The organism is Paenibacillus sp. FSL K6-1330 (assembly GCF_037976825.1).
In the GTDB taxonomy this organism is placed as follows: Bacteria; Bacillota; Bacilli; order Paenibacillales; family Paenibacillaceae; genus Paenibacillus_AQ.
The window spans coordinates 3,394,944-3,415,771 of record NZ_CP150269.1 but is presented as its reverse complement, the minus strand read 5'-3'; the positions used below and the strand labels follow the sequence as shown (position 1 = coordinate 3,415,771).

The window sequence follows — 20,828 nt, the reverse complement described above, 5'->3', positions numbered from 1 at the left end:
CATAGAAAAAAGCCCCGCTGAGGGGCTTAGTCAGGCTTATAATTCAGCATAGGGATCCGACTGCGTGATCATTTCGAACGGATAATTTCATATTTTGGTTTCACGTTGTTGAAATCCGGATTCGTTCCGCTTACCATTAAGCCCATTCCCCAATCGAAATGAACATCCGCGGTAGGCACATCCGCAGCGTCACGATATTGGAACAGGATGTTTCTCCGCGTACGGTCGCTCCGGTTCACGTCCGAGCCATGAATGGTCAGGTAATTAAAGAAAAGCACATCGCCCGCCTTGGCCGGGCACGGGGTTCCCGAGGATAAGGGATACTCCATGTGGTTCAAATAATAAGCGCCGATATGCGGCAAAACGCCCTGTTTATGGGATCCTGGCACAACGCATAGGCAGCCGTTCTCCATATCGGCATCGTCCAGATGAACGCTGGCGGCTAACATGGTGTGATCGCGATGAGGGAAATATGGATAATCTTGATGCATGGGAAACGCGGCCCCGTTAGCAGGAGGCTTCACCAGCATTTTCGAGTGATGCAGTTGCACGTTCGGACCGATGATTCCGTTCAACACTTCTGTCATTCGGGAATGGATTGCGGCTCTCATGAACGCGGCATCATGGTAGTGCACATCGTGAAAGCCTTTCAGAACCAGCTTCTTAAGCTGCTCAGGCGGCAGGAAGTCGCCTTGCCAGGCATGGTTTTGATCCAATTTGGTTCGTGCCGCCCTTTGGATGATCCCATCAACCGCCGCTCTCATATCCTCTACTTCCTGTTGATTATAAACGCCTCGAACCAGCAGGTACCCATTGTCTTTGTAAAATTGCATTTCCTTCTCGTCCATCATCACCTTGCACCCTCTCGATATGTTATGGTTTATCTGAGTTCATTATAGTAAGGGCAAGCGAAATCGTATTTGCACGAAGATGACGACGTTTTGCAATATCACGCCAAAGGAGCTGCTAATGCCTTGTATCAATGGAGCAAAAGCGAGGAACGTCTTAATCGTTATGCTGGACGACTTGAAGGTGAAAGCCTCTCATTCCTCGTCTATTACTGGGGGAGTGTCCGGCATTTGACGGCCAATTCCTTACACCGCCATTCATTCTATGAGATTTGTTATGTGGACGGTGGAACCGGTGTATATATGGACGGAGATCAGACTTATCCCTTATATGAGGGGGTCGCCTTCTGTACGCGCCCAGGTCGGTTACATCAGATCAAAGACGTAGACAGTCTGAATCTGTTATTCGTCGCGTTTGAAGCGATGGAGAGACCGTTTGCCCAAGAAGTAACAGTGAAATACGAAGAGGCTCTTCATCGATGTGCCGTTTGGACCGAGCATGCGGGCGATTCGCCTGCCATCCAAATATGGAAATCCATGCTGATGCGCTCAGAACCCGTGGCATCGGTGCCTGCATCGCTCTTGCCCAAGCTAGCACATGCACTCCTCCAGTCCTTACCTGTCCTGCTCGGGGCTTCCGGCAGCTTCGAAAGCACGCCTCTCTTTTCATCCGCGTTACAACTCATTCAAAAGGCAAAATTGTACATAAGAGACAACCTCAGCAGGTCTGTGTCACTACCCGAACTGGCGGCTTACCTGAATATGTCCGAGCGGCACTTATCCCGATTGTTTGCGGAAAGCATTCATGAATCCTTTTCCTCCATGGTTCGCACCGAACGCATCCGGGCGGCCGAGTTAATGCTCCAGCATACCCGTGATCCCATCAAGGTGATTGCAGAGCGAACCGGGTTCTCATCCGTTCATTACTTCACAAGGCTGTTCACCAAGTTCAAAGGTATTCCCCCTGCCGCTTATCGAGCGAAATGGGCCTTAGAGGCGGATCATCAGGAATGATCTCTCAGACCAATGTTACCGCTCATAGATATTTCCTACGGGAACCGTTATGCCAAGCCAATCCATCACCGCTTTGAAGTTCGGGTGTACCTTGTATTGTCAAATCGTTCATCCGGACGCCGAAAATATTGGATTAGCGTCCCTCATCGGGGTACCATCCGCAAACTGGTGTTTATAGTAAGGCGTAATCCAATCATCAGCGTCATGAACGCCCAGTATTTTAACAAACAGACGATTCCAATATCGCTCTATGGCCTCATAGGCTTCATCGCTTTCCGAATAGTTCCAATTCATAACACACCATCCTAAGCATCCGTTATATCATCTTCAGTCGTTTCATAGATTCTCTCCATAAGGGATACTCTACCATATCTCATTCCTGAGTTTGAATTCCCCATGCTTAACCACGGTGACTTGGCATGTTATAATTCGGTTAATATGCTGGAAGGGATGAAATAAATGCTGGAACTGGAAGAGGCTTTAACTAGATTCATAGAACAACAGGATTTATATAATCGAGATTTCGGGCTCTTCACCGATCATGAAATACGACAGCGGTCCGAAGTTCAACTGCCGACTGTAGATGAGCGCATAACACTGTCTCCTGAGCTTAGTTATCTATACAGCCATTATGAGATGGTTGACGCTAAGGCCGAAGGAACCCATAAAATGAAGAACGCGGCGGTTGAGATCGGAGAATCGGCTGTCATCTACTTTGTGTCTCCTGAGCATCTGGTCCGGCAGCAAATGGGCTATCGCTGGATTAGCGACGAGGGTGAAACCGTAGAATCGAGCATTTGGCCAGCTCATCACGTCGTGATTGCCAATGTGAATGATGATCCCCTGATCGTTGACGTCCAAGCCAGTGGTTCACCCGTATACGCCGCATTTGAAGGTGGCGAGCCTAAACTGGTCGCGAATTCGCTTGCGGATTGCTTTCACGCGCTGTCCATTCTTATTGAAGGAGCTCTGCTTTTCCAGGGTGAAACCAGCGACGAAGAAACTTATGAGACAAAACCGGATTTTCTCGCCCATGTGATGCCATCACTGACTGATCTTTTGGGAAGCGAGCAAATGGATGCCCTGCTGGAATATTTATCGCTTCAGTAAAGATGTCTGGACGGCCAATTAGACCGTAACGATACAAGGCATGAAACCGGTAGGTGCAAGGGTTCAATGTGCTTAAGGAAAAATAGATAAGGAGATTCGCATGACAGGGACTTTAACTTTAATCCGTTATAACGGAACCGAAAAACACGCTTTGGTCGAATCCAAAGCCTATGCCACCCGAACCCAAGTCAATGAACGGCCGCAAATCATGCTCTGGTTTGAGACGGAGACGGATCCCGAGCCGCTCCAGTGTTTACCGGATTCGGATGAATTACTGAACAATCCGGACGCGGAGCTTACGATTTATCTAGATACGTTAAAACTAGATGAGTTTGCACCGCTGCAATTTGCGATAGCCCATGGTTATAACGAGAACTCCAGAAGCCTGGATGCAAGACTGTATTATTTTGAGCACCAGGAGGTAAATGATAACCGGGGACGCATTGAGTATAGAGGAAATGGCGTATTTTACGTATATTGGACCGGATCAACGATGGACGTCGACTATTATGACGGCAGTAAACCGGATACCCGGTTGGAGCTGGAAGGCGAATTTACGATGGAGAAATACGAGGATTGGTTATAACGAAAAATACATAATCTGCAGCAACACCTTCCACCCCCGTAGAGCCAACCACTTCGTTGTGTGCTGGCTCTACGGTTTTTTAACGCATCATAACTGCATATCTCATTTCTCTTTCAGTATCAGCGGTTAGCTAAAACCGAAAACACGACCCCCCCCCACTGCTTTCTAGTTCAATCATATCAAAGTATTAACAAAACCTACCTCCTTCTTACTCCTTAAATGCACCGTATACATACGCTCATTTTTTTGTTGTTGAATGTACCCTTAGGGGAGGTTTTATACTTACATTGTAAAAACAGCAAGAACAGAAATTGAGGAGGTTTCATTGTTATGAGAACTTTGGAAATGTGGTTTGTCATCTTTAATCTGATTATGCTAGGTTGGTTGATCTTTGCTCGGAACAAGCCGCAGCGACATCTGATCTTTGGTTTCGGTATATCTGCCGTACTCCTGCTAGCGCACATTCTTATCGAAGGAATGCGTTGGCAAATGATCCCCGCCTATGCAATGACGTTTATCCCGATCATGGTGTTGGCCTTAAGGTACATTCCCAAATCAAAGAAAGTCAAAAAGAAGGCCTTCCCATTTAAAACCACGTTGATTGCTGCACTGGCCGTGCTGTATTCTACTATTGCGGTGACACTGCCTCTCCTGCTTCCAGTATTTAAATTTGAAAAGCCGACGGGGCCCTATAAAATAGGAACGGTGACTTATGATTGGAAAGATGAGCTGCGTGAGGAAACAAATACGCCGACACCTGACGATAAACGTGAGTTAATGGTACAAATCTGGTATCCGGCCAATCCTTCGGCGAAAGGCAAACAAGCGCCATATGTCGCACACCCCGATATTTTCGAAGATGGATACAGCCAAGCGCTCCATATGCCTAAGCAGTTGTTTAAAAACCTTGGACTGATTAAAACGCATGCGATCAAAGGTGCAGAACTATCGAATAAGGAAACTACCTACCCGGTTCTCCTATTCTCGCATGGATTCAATGGAGTTAAGAACCAAAACACCTTCCAGATTGAAGAGTTGGCCAGTCATGGATATATCGTAATCGGCATTGATCACACGTACTATAGCACCACTTCCGTATTCCCTGATGGTCGTGTTGTAAATTTTTCTCCTCTGGAGGATAGCGGGTACGAATACTTAGATCAATTAAATAAGGTCTGGGTGGAAGATACGATGTTTGTAATCGATCAGGTTGAGAAGATCGCGGTGAATGATCCGGATCATCGGTTTACAGGCCGTATGGATACGGACAACATGGGCATGTTTGGTCACTCCTATGGTGGGGCGACTGCCGTTCAAACCCTGTTGAAGGATCCCAGACTGAAAGCTGCCATCAACATGGACGGTGGATTATTCGGAGAACAACGGCTTCCGGAGGATGGAGTGAAGAGACCGTTCCTGATGATGAGCGCTGACGACACACTAGCAGGAACAGCCAATATGAGCGATGAGAATATCGCTTCCCAAGGAACAACAAGAGAGGAACTGGACAAGTTCTTTGATGAAGTGTTATCACGATACAATTCCGTGGCATCGGGTGAGAACTATTGGATGAAGATAAAAAATATGAAGCACATGGGCTTCTCTGATACGTACTTGCTTTCACCTGTGCTAGCATGGATGGAAGGTGTTGATGTGCGAAATGCACATCGCCTGATAAACGAATTCAGTCTAGATTTCTTTAACCATTATTTAAAGCAGCAGCCGTTTAAATTAATGGAACAAAATATTGGAGAGCATTCTTCGTTTTCACTGCAGAAAGGCGCAGACTGAATTCCAAGGATGCATTTAACTTCTTAGCCGGGGCGTTATCGCCCCGGTTATTTTTTCAGTAATGCGTGGTCACATATGTCCGAGCCTCCATTCGATGCCTTGAAGCAGTAAGTTGTTCCCTTTTGAGAACAAGCGGTATTCCGGGCTTAATATTGCGCACAATGTATTGAACCGTTTAATACGTTCAGTTCTAGGGCTTTTCGCATATTCCGCAAAGTAACGGAAAACATCCTCTTGGTTCATCGACTGTTCGGCGTTTGCATACAGCATGGCCGCATTCTCGACGATGGATTGCACGAAAGGACTACCAGCTGGAAGGTTGCGCTCCAAGGCTGTATTCAGCCGGTTTTGGATATCCTCAATCTTCTTGGGCCATACGGAGGCACCCCATCTTGGCTGGTTGACCATGTTGAAAAAAAGAAATTCATCTTGGACCAGGTCCGGAATAAACTGGGGATCGTTAATTAACGCCTGTAATTCATCCCAGACAAACGCTTGTTTAGCCGTTATTTTGACTTGATTAACAATACATTTATTAAAGAAATAGAGAAATGATCTTCTCCATTCCTGAGGGACTCCATCCAGAAATTTGGAATCCTCCAATTTATCCATCATAAATTGATTCCGCTTCTCACTATTGGTTGTCCGTGTCTTGACCAAGTCTTGAATATAATCTAACGAATCCTCGTCGTGTGTCTTCGCTTGACGCAAAATCGAGATCATACTCGTCAGAGTGCTAACTTGCGCCTCCAAGGACTCAATCTGCCAATCCAAGGCTGAAGCAATTTCGATTTCGCCAGCTATGAGCCTGCGTATATCATCAATTTCGAAATCTAGAAAGCGCAGCGTTGTAATGAGTTGTAAACGCCAAATATCATCCTTCGCATACAGCCGGTGCCCTCCCTCGGTGTAATTTGAGGGCTTAAGCAACCCGATCTTGTCATAGTAACGGACCGTTTTTACAGTAGACCCCAACAATGCAGCAACTTGTCCGATCGAATAAGTTTCGTCTTTATGTGTTACGGAATTACGGTTCCCATCTCTCTGTAAGCTGATCTCTTTGTATGAATACACTCCACTCACCTCAATTAGATAGTATATACCATCTTAAGTCGCATGCCTTCATATAAAGCTGTAGGATATGAATAGAACCGTAAGGAATTAAAGATACCGCGAGTCTGCGGTTTCTTGAGACTTAAGCGCTAAACTGTTTTAGATGATGGTCCAGATGCTTGTATAACCCTTTTCCCCATTGCTCCGGGGTCAGTTTACCGAAGAATGAATGGGGTTTCGTGGTACATCTCTCAGGTCCGTTCTTTTGGAACGCTATGATTTTTTCTTTCAATCGTGCTCTTTCCGTTTCAAATTCTCTTGCATCCACAATCATAATATCCGGAATGGTAGACATATTGCGGGGTAACGGTTTGTCATTATAAAAAATGGGCTTCGCGAAATTCCCTACCAACCTACCTAACCAGCCTCTTGGCGGGTTTGTGATGCCCATGGCTATGTCTTGGAACGCGGAGCAGTGAGACAGCATTTGGGCAACATCCATTTTTCCCCATAACGGCTGTGCTCGAGAGCTTAATGTGTCGATTCGGTTTAATATTCGGGTCATATCCAAATGATTGTACATATTATTCATGATTGTCTCTCCCCATAATGAAATTCATGGTCTAAACACCTGATTACATTATAGCTGATCCATCTTCGTGACATTTCTTCTTGATTGCTTTCTTGTTTTAATATTTTAGACGCCTGGTTTCGCGTATATATTTCCACTCCTCCTTTAGGTGTAATAAACTTAAATATTCATTCTGCTCACTTGAATAGAGCTGGATAATACTTGGGGCACACACAGCGGCGGTTATCCTGCGGGGGATCGATAATCCTAACATCCACTACTCGCTCTACTTCCACAAATTCCTCTACATCCATCTCATAAAAAATCTCTTTGATATCTTCACATGATGTTCTTGTGCCCATGTTTCCAGCTGCCTGATGGCTTCAGTCTGCTCCTCAGCGAACGTAAAACATAGCTTTAAGGGGACTAATTTACGCCCTTTTGGCTTGATCCCGATTACCCGCTTCTTGTCATCGTTGATCAATAAACACGCTACAGCTTCAGCATTTATTTCTGTACCGTTTATAACAATTCCGTCTTGATCCATTTCCATCAAGCCCGGTTTCATCACATACGTTCTATATACGATGATGACGAATACGGCGGAGCAAAGAACCAACCATACAATCCATACATAATAAAAGATGTCCTTTTCTTCATGGCCTCTTATTATGTTGCCAAGAAGAATAGCGATTAAAATCAACATCGAAATCATCAATCTGCCCCCTGACGGAGCAGAAACTTGAAACATCCTTTTCTTATTCATCTTATATCTCCTATCTTCAAGATGGTTCTGTTTTTCATCCTTATGTATAGGTCCATTATACTTGAACTAACAAAATATGGTAATCAGTATGTACAAAAATCAATAAAAAAAGCCCCGATTTCAGCGGCAGCTCGTGTCTAAGTATTCACATCATCTCATATAAATAGCAACTTAGAATTACATGATCAACACCTCGTTTTCTAAAAATCATCGGTAATTATTCATTCTTACTGTTTATTCCCAGAAGCCAAGCGATTCGGTTCGATCGGTTTGCTTAGCCAATGCTCATCGGTTTGTACGTGATTCTTGCGCACAAACTTGGCAACGCTGCGCTTAAAATCGCCATAAGCGAATGAGGAAGCCAGCCGAACCACATAACCTTCCTGCTCCCCTCCGCAGTTTGACCGCTTCGTATAACAAGCTTTGGCAGCAGCCTCGTCCCAGATTCCCCGGTACAAGACAGGAACCGTTAGAAGTCCCAGACGTTCCGCCCAAGCCTCCGTCTCGTCCCATGACAGGCAAACATTATACTCATTCCACACCGAAAACAGCATGTAATAGGCAGGCAGCGCCGAATACGAAAGTGAATGCTTGGCGTATACGTTTTCCCCGCAGAGACGATATCCTTCCGGAATCAAAAACTGGATGCCACCATGCAGCGTCTTCACATAATGACGCGAAGGATGATCCTTGCTGTCCAGAGATCTGGCATGGATGTAATTGGGGTACATCGTGGTGTTCTCCCCGTCCATTTTCTCGGTAATGACAACTTCCTGCCCCGTAAAATGATCAGTACTCCGTAAAATCTTATCGTCATCCGTATAACCTCTGGACCAGGGCAAATGCATCGTTTTGGGATATTTCATTTTCATCGTTGTTCACCTCTTTATTTGCCGAAAGTGTCGGCTTCTGCGAAGAAATATAGCTCGGCCAGCATATCTTCGCCTAACAAATGATAGATCTTGGATGCCCCGGCATCCCCTCCATGCAAAATTTCCATATGAAAGCTTACAAGTTGAACGACGTGCTGAATAAATGCATCATCATATCCGAGGTCCTTCAATGTATGGCAGGTTATGCTTGCCGATACATGCTCATGCCCATAATAGGAATAATAACCTCTTGCTTGCTTCCATACTTTGCAAAACGGCTTACCCGCGTCATGGAGCAGCGCTGCTAATTGCATAGCAAGCAAATACTCGCCTTCATAGAAAGCATTGATATATTCCAGCACGGCAAACGTGTGCTCCGACAACGTTTTGGAATGAAACGGATTCTCCTGATCATATCCCAGCATCACGTTGAAATAGGGGGATTGGGATAAATATCCAAATAACTCATCATGACCCGGTTTGCGTGTTAGCAGCGCTTCCAGTTCTTCTCTTGTAAGCTGAGTTTCGCCCTGCTCATGAACGAGATGCAGTTCACTGAATCCTTCTCCCCTTACAGGGAATTCAAGATTTTTGGCAAATTTCGTCATGACCTTCTCATCAAGCCGGCGTTTTCGTCCCTTGACTCGTTCCAGAGCCACTTCGTATGGGGTTGTGCAGATATGGCACTCCACTGATCTATCGCCAAATCGCTTCAGGAACTTCTGTCTCCGCTCCCGGCTGACATTGGTGGCATCAAAAACGACATTTCGTCCGAACGCAAGCGCCTGTTCGATCTCGGCGAAAGCTTCGTCAAATACCAGATACGTATTTTTCTGTTTGGATTCGCTGCCGAACAATCTTTCACGGATCGAGTCCGTCGCAACGATGACGGCCCGCTGGCTTTTGCATAGTTGTTTGGCATGATAGCTTTTTCCGCTGCCGGGTATCCCGACCAGCATATGAATTGTACACATGTAATTCACCTCCCTTCAGGTCTTGGTTCGCTTGGTGTCATGTTTACGTGTCCGGAGGGATAAACGACTCAACCTTCTAATGGACATCGCTTATCGAAAACCTTCCTCTAAACAATGTACCATCCTTGCGGAGTGTTTGAGTAAGTAGAGAATTTTTATACTCAACTTTTACATGTCTATAAAAAGGCTGATTGCCGCAGGTAAGAAGTCCTGCATGGCAATCAGCCTTCATATGATGCTTTCATATCATATCTACTCTGTGACTTTCCCTTTCGGAGCAGGTGCGGTCGTATCACGCTCTACTAACTTGACGGGGATCAGTGTCCGGTCCGGTGTCTGTTTCCCTCTCTCCAACCAGTTTACAACATGTTCTGCTGCTTGGCGTCCAATCTCGTAAAAATTCTGCTCAACGGTGGTCAGCGGGATCATGACATGCTCTGTGACAGGGTTATTATCAAAGCCTATGATCGAAATATCCTCCGGAATGCGGATCCCTCGTTCCAAACAGCGGTTCAGCAAGTTGGCCGCGATCAGATCATTCTCCGTCTGAACAGCCGTTACCTCTTCTGCACGGTAAGAGTCCAGCAGTTCATTATAAAATCGCTCAAAGCCAACCTTCTCTCGATAATCCTTCATATTCAGCCTGATATAACGGCTATCGACGGGAAGCCCATGGTCCTTCAGCGCTTGGCAGTATCCGAAATAACGGTTTCGCACCGAAGAGGTCGATTCAATGCTGACCGCTGTTAGAAACGCAATCTTTCGATGACCGAGCTCAATCAATCTTGATACGGCTTGATAGGACCCATTGAAATTGTCGGAAACCACCGCCCCTAGCGGCAGACTGTCAAAATATTTGTCGATGGTTACGATCGGATAATCTTCAAGGCATAGTCGATGCAGAATGTCGTAGTTCGTCTGATCGTTCCGCGGATACAATATGATGGCCGCGATGCCCTTTCGGGTCAGCATTTCCAGCAAATCCCGTTCTTTCTGGGAATCATAATCACTTTGGTGAATGCTCAAATAGTAGCCGTTCGCGTTGAGCCAGTCCGAAGCTCCGCGAATATATCCCATCGTACCGCGGTCGTCTTCGGAAGGCAGGATAAGCGATATCATTTTTTCCGTTCCAACCGACCGCTGCTCCTGTCCACGTTGCCGGGGTTTGACAAAGCTGCCGCTTCCCTTGATGCGGTAGATAAACCCGTCCCGCTCCAGCTCCTCGAGTGCTCTTCTTGTTGTAATACGGCTCACGCCGAAGGTGGAGCTCAGCTCGGCCTCCGTGGGAAGCTGGGCTTCAGGAGGGTAGTGGCCCGAAGAGATTTGCGATTTCAGCTCGTCCATAATCACGCGGTACAGCGGAGGTTTATTGTCTTTGGTCAACTTGGTTCTCATCCCATCTTTATCTATTTTCCAGTGTTAATCTTGTCGTACTAAAATTATAGCGTTTGCATCATTGGCATGTAAACCGCTCCTTTCATCCGTTCTTTGCACCATTTCGATTACTTTACATTTGAATAACGTTCATACTGCGCTTTTTTAATTTCCAGATAGCGCTGGGCGCCCATTTTGTCCAGGGTCTTTACGTAGTTATCCCAGTCGGTGTCCAGGTTCGCTTTCCCCGTAACGAATTTCACCCGCATCTCCTCGATATACTTATTAATGTCGGTCAAGATCGCGCTGGTTTGATTGGCTTCGTCATCCGTTGGAACAAAATCCGGCCAAAGCTCTTTGGGCGCAAGCTCATCAAGCTCTGCAGGATCCGCTTTGATTTCGTCAGCCACCGTCGTCCCGCGCGCCGCCATCCGCAAATCGTCGTCAGGCTCAACATATGGATAATAAGCACCATACACGTTATCGACATACTGGAAAGCGCCCAGCTGTACACCGCCCTTGTAGTTTAAAATCTCGTCCTTGTATTTCGGTTTGCCGTCGACCAAGTCGTAGGTTTCTCCCTCAAGTCCAAAGGTGGCAAAGTTAATCCCTTCCTCCCCATAGAAGTAATCGATCCACTTGATGGTTTCAACCGGGTATTTGTTTTTGTTAGTGATCACGAAACCGAAGATTCCTTTAGCCGGCGGCCCCAACACCCCTGCGACCTTGTCCCCGTTCGGCCCTTCCAGGGCATGAATGCCCACATAGTTTTCAGCTGCATCCTTCCCGATATATCCCGGACCTTCCCATACAAACGAACCAATCAGATTGTTGGAACCGTCCGTAGACCACTTCGCATAATCGTAGCCTGTCGTGAAATTTTGCTGGGCCAGCGACCCGTCCTTATACAGATCGCTCATGTAGCGGAGCAGTTCTCTGTACTTCGGATCATTAAACGTCGTCTTGACCTGTCCGTCCGCGTCTTTATATAGATATTGACCGAATGCCTTGGCACCGCCTTCTCCCATACCGAAGCTGCCAGCCAGGAAGCTCTCCAGGAAGGTCCAATAGGAAGACTCGAGCACCCAGCCCAGACGCGAGCTGTCCTTCTCCCGCACCTTTTTCAGCGCCTGGCGAAACTCCTCGGTCGTCTTCGGAACCTCAAGTCCCGCTTCATCGAGCCAACCCTTGTGGATATATAAACGAACGGAATTAAACGCTTTCGAGAAATCAACGTAAGGCAGGGCATAAATATGTCCGTCCGACATCGTGATTGCTCCCCTGATGTCGGGATTGTCCTTCAGCAGCTTGTTCAAATTCGGCGCATGCTGTTCAATCAGGTCCTCGAGCGGAACAAACAAGCCCTGTTTGCCGTATTTCATCAGCTCGTCGGTGCCGAAAGCAATGCGATAGAATGCATCTGGCAGGTCGTTGGAGCCGAGCATGACATTTTTCCTTTCGGTCACGGCGGAGCCCGCCAACTCTTCAAATTCGACTTGAATGCCGGACATTTCTTCGTATTTTTGCCACATCCATAATTGATCGGCCGGAGGATGCACATCGGTATACCCGCGCTTGACGATCCTTAACTTGATACTGCCGGGATCTCCGTCCGTTCCGGCTGGTTCCGGCTCCGCCTTTCCCCCCGAACCGCTGCAGGCGGAAAGCGTAAGCGAGAATGTCATCGTTAAGGCAAGCAGAAGATTCAATCCTTTTCTCATATCCATATCCCCTCTTTCCATGATTATGAGTTCCAAGCGGTAATGTCCGCTCCCATATCGGCTTTACCCTTTGATAGCTCCCACCATGATGCCTTTCTCAAAGAAACGCGACAGCAGCGGATACAACAAGAGCAGCGGCAGTGCGGATAATACAACGATCGCATATTTCAGGCCTTCCTTGACCATCATCTGATCTGCATATTCGGCACCGACCGATATTCCGGCCATTTCCTTGAAGTCGTTCTGAACCAGTATTTCCCTTAATATCAGCTGCAGCGGAAATTTATGCCGATCCGTCAAATAAATCATAGCGTCAAAATAAGAGTTCCAGTGGCCGACCCCGTAAAACAGGATCATGACGGCAATGATCGGCATGGACAAAGGCAGGACAATTCGGTACAGCATATGAAAATCATTGCAGCCATCAACGTAGGCGCTCTCTTCGAGCTCCACCGGAATCCGGGTCTGGAAGTAGGTTCGCATAATAATCATGTTGTAGGCGCTGATCGCACCAGGCAGTACCAAGGCCCACATCGTATTCAGCAAACCAAGCTCCTTGTTTACCAAATAAAGAGGGATCAGCCCACCGCCGAAAAACATTGTAAAAGCAAACAGCAGCGTAAACAGTCCCTTGCCGTAAAAGCGCTTTCTGGAGAGCGGATAAGCGCCAAATACCGTCATCATAATATTGATCGCCGTCCCGATGAATGCGTACAGGAGCGTATTGGCATACCCTCTCCAGATCTCGCTGTTCTCGAACACTTTGGCATAACTGTCCAGGTTGAAGCCAGCCGGGAACAGCAGCAGTGGCTTGTCCCATATTTGGCGCGGATCGGAAAATGAAGCAAACAAGACAAAGAGAAGCGGGTACAAAATGGCGATGATCACGAGGACGGACAGCACTAAAAGGATGATATCGGCCAGCTTTTCTCCAGGCGTTCGTTTGATGTTCAGCAGCACTTCTTACGTTCCCTCCTTAATCCTGCATGGACGAGCCTTTACCATAAGCTGGTCTCTCCCGCCTTGCGTGCAACCGCATTGACGATGATCAGGATGATAAAGTTGATCACATTGTTGAACAAGCCCACGGCCGCGGAAAAGCTGTACTGGGTGTTAAGCAGCCCGCTCTTGTACATGTAAGTGGAGATCACCTCGGATGTTTCCAGGTTCATCGGGTTTTGCATCAACAGTATTTTCTCAAAGCCGACACTCATGATGCCGCCAGCGCTCAGAATGGACAGGATCACGATGGTTGGAACGATACCGGGAATCGTAATATGCCAAATTCGTCGAAATTTGCTGGCCCCGTCCATATAAGCCGCCTCGTACAGGTCAGGCGAGATGCCCGAGATGGCAGCGCTATAGATAAGTGAAGACCAGCCAACTCCTTGCCATACGCCCGACCAGACGTACAGGTGCCAGAATTTCGATGGCTCTGCCAGATAATCGACCGGTTCTCTCCCCAGGGAAACAAGGATGGAGTTGAAAACGCCATTCGTTGGCGAGATGAAGAAGAACAAAATACCGACCGCGACCACAACCGAAATGAAGTGCGGGGCGTAGGAGATGCTTTGGGCGAATGAGCGGAATTTACGATTTCGAATCTCGTTGAACAAAAGCGCAAGCAAGATTGGAGCGGGAATGCCAACCAGCAGTCCGTATAAACTGATCCCGATGGTATTCTTCAGAATCGTCCAAAAATAATAAGCGTCAAAAAGCCGCTCGAAGTGCTCAAATCCGACCCATGGACTGTTCCAAATGCCAAGGCCAGGCATAAAATCTTTGAACGCGATCTGAACGCCGTACATCGGCCAATAATGCCAGATCAAAAAATAAAGCACCGCCGGCGAGATAATGATGTACAGCCCGATATTTCGCTTAAGCTGCCTTTTAATATGCGTCCATTTGTTGGACTTTGGAGCGGGCTTTGGGGATGCCGAGTTTAATCGGGCGTCCATGCTTTGTCATGACCTCCTTCTTCTCGATCAAATTGCGTAAGCAAATATTAGCTACGTTAGGCGACTAATATCTGCTTGCTTTGGCAACGCACCACCTCCTTCTCAACTACTTGTATTAACATTTTTGATGTATTCATTTATTTGTTATAACACATTTTAGTTAGGTTTTATTTTCCAGTCAATATGACATCGAATAATTGCTACTTTAGATGTATAAACCGTACATTTGTTATGACAAATTTCGACGGTACATCATTTCTTTATGAAATAGTCCATTCCACTCGCGATGAGGATCTTGTCTTTGCGAAAAACAAAAACAGCCGCGAGATTCACGCGGCTGTTTCTAAAATATAGATGACGATATAAAAGCAAAGTATTGTGTTTTTGACTAACGCTTTCGCCTGCTTACAGGTAACCTGCCAGTTTGACAAGCAATTCTGCTTGTTCACCCGTCAATATTTTGCCGGATTGTGCGCTGACTTCATTGGAAAAGGCGTTCAGCATGCCTGCCTTTGCAGAGATGTCTCCCTTGTTATCGGCCTCTTTGGCATTGAGGAGTTTAGTTGATAGAGATTGTGCGAGTCCCGGATGACTTGCGGCAAAATGCTCTGCAAGCACGGACAGGCTATCATAAGTCACGGACACCTCGAAACTAAAGACCGCTTCCGTTTTATTTCCCGCCAGATCGATTGCCGTTACGGAAATATCATGGGATCCCGGCTCGAAGAAATAGGCAGGACGTTCAATCAGTGGACGAAGGCATGGATTCTCAGCTAACCCGGACAAGCTATCGTCGGTGCTGCACGAAACGTATACGGAGTCGGTTACCGTGTACGTACGCTCACCGGTGAATTCAACGACCGGAGCTGTCTTGTCGATTTGCACCTTCAGTGTCCCGGGAACCTCAAGTACGCCTGAGAAGTTGGTAGCGGAATAGGTGACGGTCGTTACGCCCTCCTTCGTGATTTCAAGCTGAGCCGTATTCCCTCTTACTGTGGTCTTTTCTATCGGCTGTGCCCCTTCCGCGGAGTATTCGATAGAATAGGCACGGTCCGCAGAGATAGACAACGACACATCGGAATTCACCCAGCCGTTCTCGTTGGGAGAAGGCGATTGACTTACCGTTGAGACTGGTGGCGCACTGTCTTTTACCGTAACAAAGAAATCGTCATAATATGCGGTTGCCACATTGTATCTGGAGGTTACCGCAATCAGTTTAGCGTATGCAGCATTGGCTGGAGCTTTGCCTCTGAGCGTCACTTTCTGCCACTGGGCCAATCGCGATTCATCCAAATGGGTTTCCAAGGTGGAGATGGTCGCGTTATTGCTATCAAAGAATCGGAACATAAAGCCCGGCTGGCCGGATTCAATATAAAGATTCATGCCCGCCGTATATTCCTCTCCCGGGACAACGGGAATCGGATCACTCTGAACGGCAACGGATGCCGTTCTCAGCGTGTCCGTAATCTTCAGGCTGTGCGTTCCTGTGAAACTGCGTTCTGTGCTGAGATCATAGCGGTAACCGTTACCGGGAGCGAATAACGGACTCCATCCCTTTAATTCCTCTTCGAAGCCCGGATTGTTAACAGGTACTGCCGTATGCGGCGGTTCTTCAACAACCTCTCCGTCAACTTCCATCCGATACAGGATCGTATTGGTCTGCATATCCGTGAAATACAGGTTCCCATCCGCATGTAAATCAAATCTGGAGGTGTCGGCCAATGTCCGATGCTCCAGCGTTTCTGGGTCAATGACCGTCAATTTGTTGTTAAACAGCACATAGAGCAGCCCATCCTCCGACCAGCGCAGCGGGTGATGCGCCCATTGGCTGAAGTTTAAGCTTGGATACACTTTTTTGCTTTTCACGACTTCATAGGTATCAGGATCAATTGCGAAAATGTATTCATAGGATGCCCCCCAGATCAAACCGTCCGGACCGGCGGAAAGATCACCGATGAATACCGGTTTATCCAATCCCGGAACCCTGAGCGGGAACTCGGTGATTTTTTGCTGTTTTTCCTCATCCCATACAAAAATCTTCGCTTCCGCCTCGGTCGGCTCGGAGCCCAGTCCGCCCCGTATCGTCGTGGAGCCGAATACCTTGCCGTCATGAACCGTCGTGCTAAGCACGCTCTGATTCTGGACGACGTTGCGATAAACGTTTATTTCCCCGGTAGCGGTATCATAAACGGTCAGTGAGCCGCCCAAAGTACCGTAACCCGATATAGTCGAAATGTACAATTTGCCTTTAGAACTGGAGATATCCACCAGCCTCTCCTGATCGTTGCCCAGCACGGCCAATCTCTTCGGATTGTTCATTCCAGGCTCCGTCGATAGATCGAACTCGTAGAGTCCGCCCTCCGGATACACGCCCATATAGACCTTATTTCCTACGGCATGAACGCTATCGGCCTGACCGATGCTGAACGGCGTCGCCGTTTTATCCGTAAGATCAACGAGTGAAGAACGGGCCTGTGAGCCGGTGGTGATCAACTCCGTATCGGATACGCTCTTCAACCGGTTGACAACGCCGGGCAGACCCGGAATGACCGGCGGCATCAGGTGTACCTGTTTGGTTTCGATGTTCATGATCGTAACACCGCCGTCATATCGAACGGTAACCAGATTTTTTCCCGGGTATTCCGGATTGTTCGGAAATTCCACCCAATCTACTCCCCGAAATCCGCTGTTGTACTCCATGCCGGTCAACTCGACCTCATGCGTGGCAAGATCAAACGTTTTCAGCTTCTTGTCGGACATATAATACAGTTTTCCGTCAAGCGAGTCCGTTGCGTGCAGTCCCGTTACGTTCTCCAGCACGACATCCAGCCAGCTTTCCGTCTGCGTATCGTAGATAAACGCCTCTCCAGGAATGCCGCTTCCGTCCGTATATCTGGCAAACAAATAACGGTTATCAATCGTGCTCAAGTCATACACGGTGTCTTCTTTAACCGGCAAGGAAGCCGCGATATTCGTTTTCTCACCTGTCGTTAAATTCACGCGTACGATCTGCTTATGTGCGGTACCGGCATATATATTGCCGCCCTGGTAAGCAATGGAGCGCACATATTCCTGATCAAGCAAGCCGATGACGCGGCCATAATCTTTTGTCTGCTTTGTAACCGGGTCGTACTGGTACACTTTGCCGCCGGGATAGGTTCCGACATACACACGGCCCTGTTCATCTGTGGTGATGCTGTTCGGGACCGACTGTCCGTCGAACTGTGCCACCTGCACAGGGACATGAGTAACCGGAGAGTAACTCCACAGCCTTGCTCCGCCGCCGTCAGCCGCAAGGAACAATGTTCCGTCCGGTGCCGTGGTGTGTGCCCACGAGCTTTCGGAAGGTCCGATCGGAATGCTTCGCAGCAGTTTATAATCCTCCAGATCAATGACGTTAAGATGTCCCGGCTTCCCTTTACTGGTCGCGTAAAGCACGTTGCGGCCTTCTTCCTTGCCGGTGGTACCGTTGAACACGGCCACCGTATAGTTGTTAGGGACTAGAATTTCTTCCGGTGTCCCATACGTTTTCTGATCCAGCCTGCTCTCCCCGGAAGCAGCTGCGACACCACCGCCTCCCGAGCATGCCAATATAAAACAAATTGCAAGCATCAAGACTTGGTACTTGCCACCCTTTCTAATTCTCATAAATAACCTCCTTAGATTCAATCGTTGTTTCCCGAAGGATCGTTCCACATGCAGGCAGATCGCATCGCATGCGAGCGTTTAGTCACTGTCTTTGTATACGAACCTCCTTTACCGATGGATTGATAAGCCCCTTGTAAGTAGAATATATAACATGGATGGGGGCCGTCTGGCCCGTATATTAGGCAAATACCAAGATGGTGTCAATCGATATTTATCACGCTTCATTACATTTGTCCTGCTATAGGCCAAAGTGGATTTTGCAAAAGAAGTAGAATAATCACAAAGTCTTCATCGTATTTTCAAGCTTTAAAACCAATAGGAAAATAACAAAACGCAGCGGGTTAACGACAAAAAAACCGCAATTTAAGCGGCCCGGCGTAAATAAAGATTCGTATCACTCGCGGCATCATTCCCTCTTTTGGAAGCACTTTATGAATTTCCTCAGTTTGCGTGCATAGCGAAATTCCTGAATAACTTGATTGCTTCATATAAAGTACAGCAAGAGGATAAAAAAATAAAAGACTGCCTCTCAGCAGTCCTTCTTGTTACTAATGAATGCTACTTAGGTACAGCAGCCAAACTCTCTTTTGATGTTCGTCCGCCACGATTTGTGATAAATACACCGGATAAAATGAGAATCAAGCCGATAATTAGGCTCCATCCAATCGGTTCATCCAGCAGCGTATATCCCCAGATCATCGCCGTTGCAGGAACGAGATAGGTAACGGATGTGGCAAACTCCGGGCTCCCTTTTAAAACCATATAATTGAACAGAATATACGCCACGCCAGAACCAAAGATGCCAAGGCCAACAAGAGAACCTATATTGGCTGGCTCTACGATCTTCGAAAGATCAATCTTTTCCGTAGTAAAAGCAATGATACCGCTCCCTACCATCGCCCCAAGCAGCGTTCCGAATGTTAGCTGATACATCGTCAGTCCGCCCAGTAAACGCTTGGATAATTGTGAACCAACGGCATAACACAAGGTAGCACCTATCATCACTGCGAAGCCAATGAAATCGACAGTAATAAATGATCCGGGGCGAATGCCGAGCAGAATGACCAGACCGACAAGCGCGACCCCCATGCCCATCCATTGAATCCTCCTAAACACGGAGCCGAAGAACACTAAACCAACGAGCATGGTCCATATCGGCGTTGTTGCATTTAATACCGAAGCCATGCTGCTCGCCAACCTGGTTTCGCTAAACCCGATTAAGGTCCATGGCAGTGCCATATTGATCATCGCAATCACGACGGTCGGCAGCCAACGAATTTCACGCAGGGCAAACGGCTTCCGCATGATGAGCATGACAATCGTAATGAAGAGAAATCCAAAGGTCGACCGCAGGAAGGCGATTCCCCAAGGGCCGAAATCGTGCAGCAGATTTTTAATGAAAAAGAACGAACCTCCCCATATGAGACTTAGGAGGATGAGTGCAATATATAAGGATCGTGCCAACTTAATACCTTCTTTCTATATGAGGGACATCCTTATAATTTAACATCTCATCAGGGAAGTTGTACAGAGCCATACTACACGGCGCCATTGCAGGCAGCTTCTTCTCTTAGCATGATTCCATGCATAATACATAAAAAGCCTGGCAGCATTCATGTAGGCTTACACGCCTGGCGATACTGCCTCGGTGAAACACCGTACTGTTTGCGAAACTGATCGGCAAAATGATTGTAACTGTTAAACCCGACATCCTGCGCGGCTTCGTTCGCCGTACGGCCGGAGTGGATCATCAATAAGGCGGCATGGCGAACCCTCATTTGATTCAGATGCTCCACGATGGTGTACCCCGTTTCTTGCTTAAACAAGTGGGCCAGCCTTGACCCCGATATTCCGATTTCTCGCGATATGGCGTCAATTCGAATATCTTCTTTTAACGAACGGGACAACAGGCCGAGTGTTTGTTCGACCCTTGGATCAAATCTTTTGTTCGTGCGCTGTGCAAGCAGAAGTAAAATCTCGCGCAGCGCGTTCTCGCATAGTGCCTCCCACAGGTCTAACCGGTCCAGCGAATCTTGCAGCACATTCCGAAACGCTAACTCGACACGCCTCCGAGCACGTTCATCGGGAAGCGTTTCGATCAGAAACTCCTCATGACGCAGCATCCTGTTTTCCGGAAGCCCGGGATAATGAATCCATAGGAAGTTCCAGCGCTTCCCTTGGACTGTCCCATACTCATGAGCGACGTTGGCGCGCAGCAGCCCGAGCTGCCCGGGCCCGCAGCGTTTCTCTCCGGCAGGCGTCCGGACATAGCCCTCTCCATGCAGCGTGTAGACAAGCAGCCAGTCCTGCATCCCGTGAGGACGACGCAGGCGATAAGCATCGTCTTGATCGAAATGGTCGCCGAATATGGTTCCGGTACTTTCTAAGGATATGCCTTCCCGTCCGTCAGGCGTCTGCACAAGCCTCTCCTCCTCTGTCCTCGAATAGCAGAATTCCGGTAATAATAAGCAGATATCATACTTCCTCTCAAGATAAGCAGGCCTTATTCTATTGTCAACAGGAAGAAATAATAATCTTACGG

At 47.6% G+C, this 20,828-nt stretch carries 18 protein-coding genes; 4 read left to right on the top strand and 14 right to left on the bottom strand.

Annotated features, from left to right (window positions below; all coding sequences use genetic code 11):
* Positions 1–68 precede the first annotated feature (68 nt).
* Complete coding sequence (locus tag NYE54_RS15550; protein WP_339272999.1) at positions 69–851, bottom strand: phytanoyl-CoA dioxygenase family protein; 783 nt, start codon at positions 849–851, stop codon at positions 69–71.
* A 123-nt stretch (positions 852–974) separates the two neighbouring features.
* On the opposite strand from NYE54_RS15550, the gene NYE54_RS15545 reads away from it, so the two are divergent.
* Positions 975–1,862 carry an AraC family transcriptional regulator gene (locus NYE54_RS15545; protein ID WP_339272997.1) on the top strand — a complete coding sequence of 296 codons (888 nt, stop codon included), beginning with the start codon at positions 975–977 and terminating at the stop codon, positions 1,860–1,862.
* Between the two features lie 108 nt (positions 1,863–1,970).
* Here the strand turns inward: NYE54_RS15545 and NYE54_RS15540 are convergent, their stop codons facing one another.
* Positions 1,971–2,156 (bottom strand): hypothetical protein, encoded by a 186-nt coding sequence (locus tag NYE54_RS15540; RefSeq protein WP_339272995.1) that lies wholly within the window; start codon positions 2,154–2,156, stop codon positions 1,971–1,973.
* A 165-nt stretch (positions 2,157–2,321) separates the two neighbouring features.
* Here NYE54_RS15540 and NYE54_RS15535 point away from each other — a divergent pair, with 165 nt between their 5' ends.
* The 3 genes from NYE54_RS15535 (at position 2,322) to NYE54_RS15525 (ending at position 5,349) form a co-directional block, all read left to right on the top strand.
* Entirely contained in the window at positions 2,322–2,972 is a 651-nt protein-coding gene (locus NYE54_RS15535) for a hypothetical protein (protein WP_339272993.1), read from the top strand.
* 100 nt (positions 2,973–3,072) lie between these two features.
* Positions 3,073–3,558, top strand: coding sequence for a hypothetical protein (locus NYE54_RS15530; protein ID WP_076323284.1), 486 nt, complete (start codon positions 3,073–3,075; stop codon positions 3,556–3,558).
* A 330-nt stretch (positions 3,559–3,888) separates the two neighbouring features.
* Positions 3,889–5,349, top strand: coding sequence for an alpha/beta fold hydrolase (locus NYE54_RS15525; RefSeq protein WP_339272990.1), 1,461 nt, complete (start codon positions 3,889–3,891; stop codon positions 5,347–5,349).
* Between the two features lie 69 nt (positions 5,350–5,418).
* On the opposite strand, the gene NYE54_RS15520 is transcribed toward NYE54_RS15525, so the two are convergent.
* From NYE54_RS15520 to NYE54_RS15465, 12 genes are all read right to left on the bottom strand, one after another.
* Positions 5,419–6,423: a MerR family transcriptional regulator gene (locus tag NYE54_RS15520; protein ID WP_339272988.1), complete on the bottom strand. Its 1,005-nt coding sequence runs from the start codon at positions 6,421–6,423 to the stop codon at positions 5,419–5,421.
* A gap of 121 nt (positions 6,424–6,544) precedes the next feature.
* Positions 6,545–6,994 (bottom strand): DUF1569 domain-containing protein, encoded by a 450-nt coding sequence (locus NYE54_RS15515; protein ID WP_339272986.1) that lies wholly within the window; start codon positions 6,992–6,994, stop codon positions 6,545–6,547.
* 283 nt (positions 6,995–7,277) lie between these two features.
* Positions 7,278–7,739 (bottom strand): hypothetical protein, encoded by a 462-nt coding sequence (locus NYE54_RS15510; RefSeq protein ID WP_339272984.1) that lies wholly within the window; start codon positions 7,737–7,739, stop codon positions 7,278–7,280.
* Positions 7,740–7,966: 227 nt separating this feature from the next.
* The gene (locus tag NYE54_RS15505; RefSeq protein WP_339272982.1) at positions 7,967–8,611 is read right to left on the bottom strand and encodes an RNA ligase family protein; all 645 of its coding nucleotides are present in this window, start codon (positions 8,609–8,611) and stop codon (positions 7,967–7,969) included.
* 14 nt (positions 8,612–8,625) lie between these two features.
* On the bottom strand, positions 8,626–9,585 hold the full coding sequence (locus NYE54_RS15500) for an AAA family ATPase (protein ID WP_339272980.1): 960 nt from the start codon (positions 9,583–9,585) through the stop codon (positions 8,626–8,628).
* Between the two features lie 252 nt (positions 9,586–9,837).
* Positions 9,838–10,968: a GntR family transcriptional regulator gene (locus NYE54_RS15495; RefSeq protein ID WP_339272978.1), complete on the bottom strand. Its 1,131-nt coding sequence runs from the start codon at positions 10,966–10,968 to the stop codon at positions 9,838–9,840.
* A gap of 119 nt (positions 10,969–11,087) precedes the next feature.
* A complete protein-coding gene (locus NYE54_RS15490) occupies positions 11,088–12,680 on the bottom strand; it encodes an ABC transporter substrate-binding protein (RefSeq protein ID WP_339272977.1) in 1,593 nt (530 codons plus the stop codon).
* A 63-nt stretch (positions 12,681–12,743) separates the two neighbouring features.
* Positions 12,744–13,640 (bottom strand): carbohydrate ABC transporter permease, encoded by an 897-nt coding sequence (locus NYE54_RS15485; protein WP_339272975.1) that lies wholly within the window; start codon positions 13,638–13,640, stop codon positions 12,744–12,746.
* 38 nt (positions 13,641–13,678) lie between these two features.
* A complete protein-coding gene (locus NYE54_RS15480) occupies positions 13,679–14,638 on the bottom strand; it encodes an ABC transporter permease subunit (protein ID WP_339272973.1) in 960 nt (319 codons plus the stop codon).
* A 405-nt stretch (positions 14,639–15,043) separates the two neighbouring features.
* Complete coding sequence (locus tag NYE54_RS15475) at positions 15,044–18,286, bottom strand: hypothetical protein (protein WP_339272971.1); 3,243 nt, start codon at positions 18,284–18,286, stop codon at positions 15,044–15,046.
* Between the two features lie 558 nt (positions 18,287–18,844).
* On the bottom strand, positions 18,845–19,750 hold the full coding sequence (locus NYE54_RS15470) for a DMT family transporter (protein ID WP_339272969.1): 906 nt from the start codon (positions 19,748–19,750) through the stop codon (positions 18,845–18,847).
* Between the two features lie 149 nt (positions 19,751–19,899).
* Entirely contained in the window at positions 19,900–20,706 is an 807-nt protein-coding gene (locus NYE54_RS15465; protein WP_339272967.1) for a helix-turn-helix domain-containing protein, read from the bottom strand.
* Positions 20,707–20,828: the final 122 nt, after the last annotated feature.

Excerpts from the sequence above, each read along its gene's own strand:
- NYE54_RS15550 (WP_339272999.1), bottom strand. The coding sequence starts at position 851 with ATGATGGACGAGAAGGAAATGCAATTTTACAAAGACAATGGGTACCTG.
- NYE54_RS15540 (WP_339272995.1), bottom strand. The coding sequence starts at position 2,156 with ATGAATTGGAACTATTCGGAAAGCGATGAAGCCTATGAGGCCATAGAG.
- NYE54_RS15535 (WP_339272993.1), top strand. The coding sequence starts at position 2,322 with ATGCTGGAACTGGAAGAGGCTTTAACTAGATTCATAGAACAACAGGAT.
- NYE54_RS15530 (WP_076323284.1), top strand. The coding sequence starts at position 3,073 with ATGACAGGGACTTTAACTTTAATCCGTTATAACGGAACCGAAAAACAC.
- NYE54_RS15525 (WP_339272990.1), top strand. The coding sequence starts at position 3,889 with ATGAGAACTTTGGAAATGTGGTTTGTCATCTTTAATCTGATTATGCTA.
- NYE54_RS15515 (WP_339272986.1), bottom strand. The coding sequence starts at position 6,994 with ATGAATAATATGTACAATCATTTGGATATGACCCGAATATTAAACCGA.
- NYE54_RS15510 (WP_339272984.1), bottom strand. The coding sequence starts at position 7,739 with ATGAATAAGAAAAGGATGTTTCAAGTTTCTGCTCCGTCAGGGGGCAGA.
- NYE54_RS15505 (WP_339272982.1), bottom strand. The coding sequence starts at position 8,611 with ATGAAAATGAAATATCCCAAAACGATGCATTTGCCCTGGTCCAGAGGT.
- NYE54_RS15500 (WP_339272980.1), bottom strand. The coding sequence starts at position 9,585 with ATGTGTACAATTCATATGCTGGTCGGGATACCCGGCAGCGGAAAAAGC.
- NYE54_RS15490 (WP_339272977.1), bottom strand. The coding sequence starts at position 12,680 with ATGAGAAAAGGATTGAATCTTCTGCTTGCCTTAACGATGACATTCTCG.
- NYE54_RS15480 (WP_339272973.1), bottom strand. The coding sequence starts at position 14,638 with ATGGACGCCCGATTAAACTCGGCATCCCCAAAGCCCGCTCCAAAGTCC.
- NYE54_RS15475 (WP_339272971.1), bottom strand. The coding sequence starts at position 18,286 with ATGAGAATTAGAAAGGGTGGCAAGTACCAAGTCTTGATGCTTGCAATT.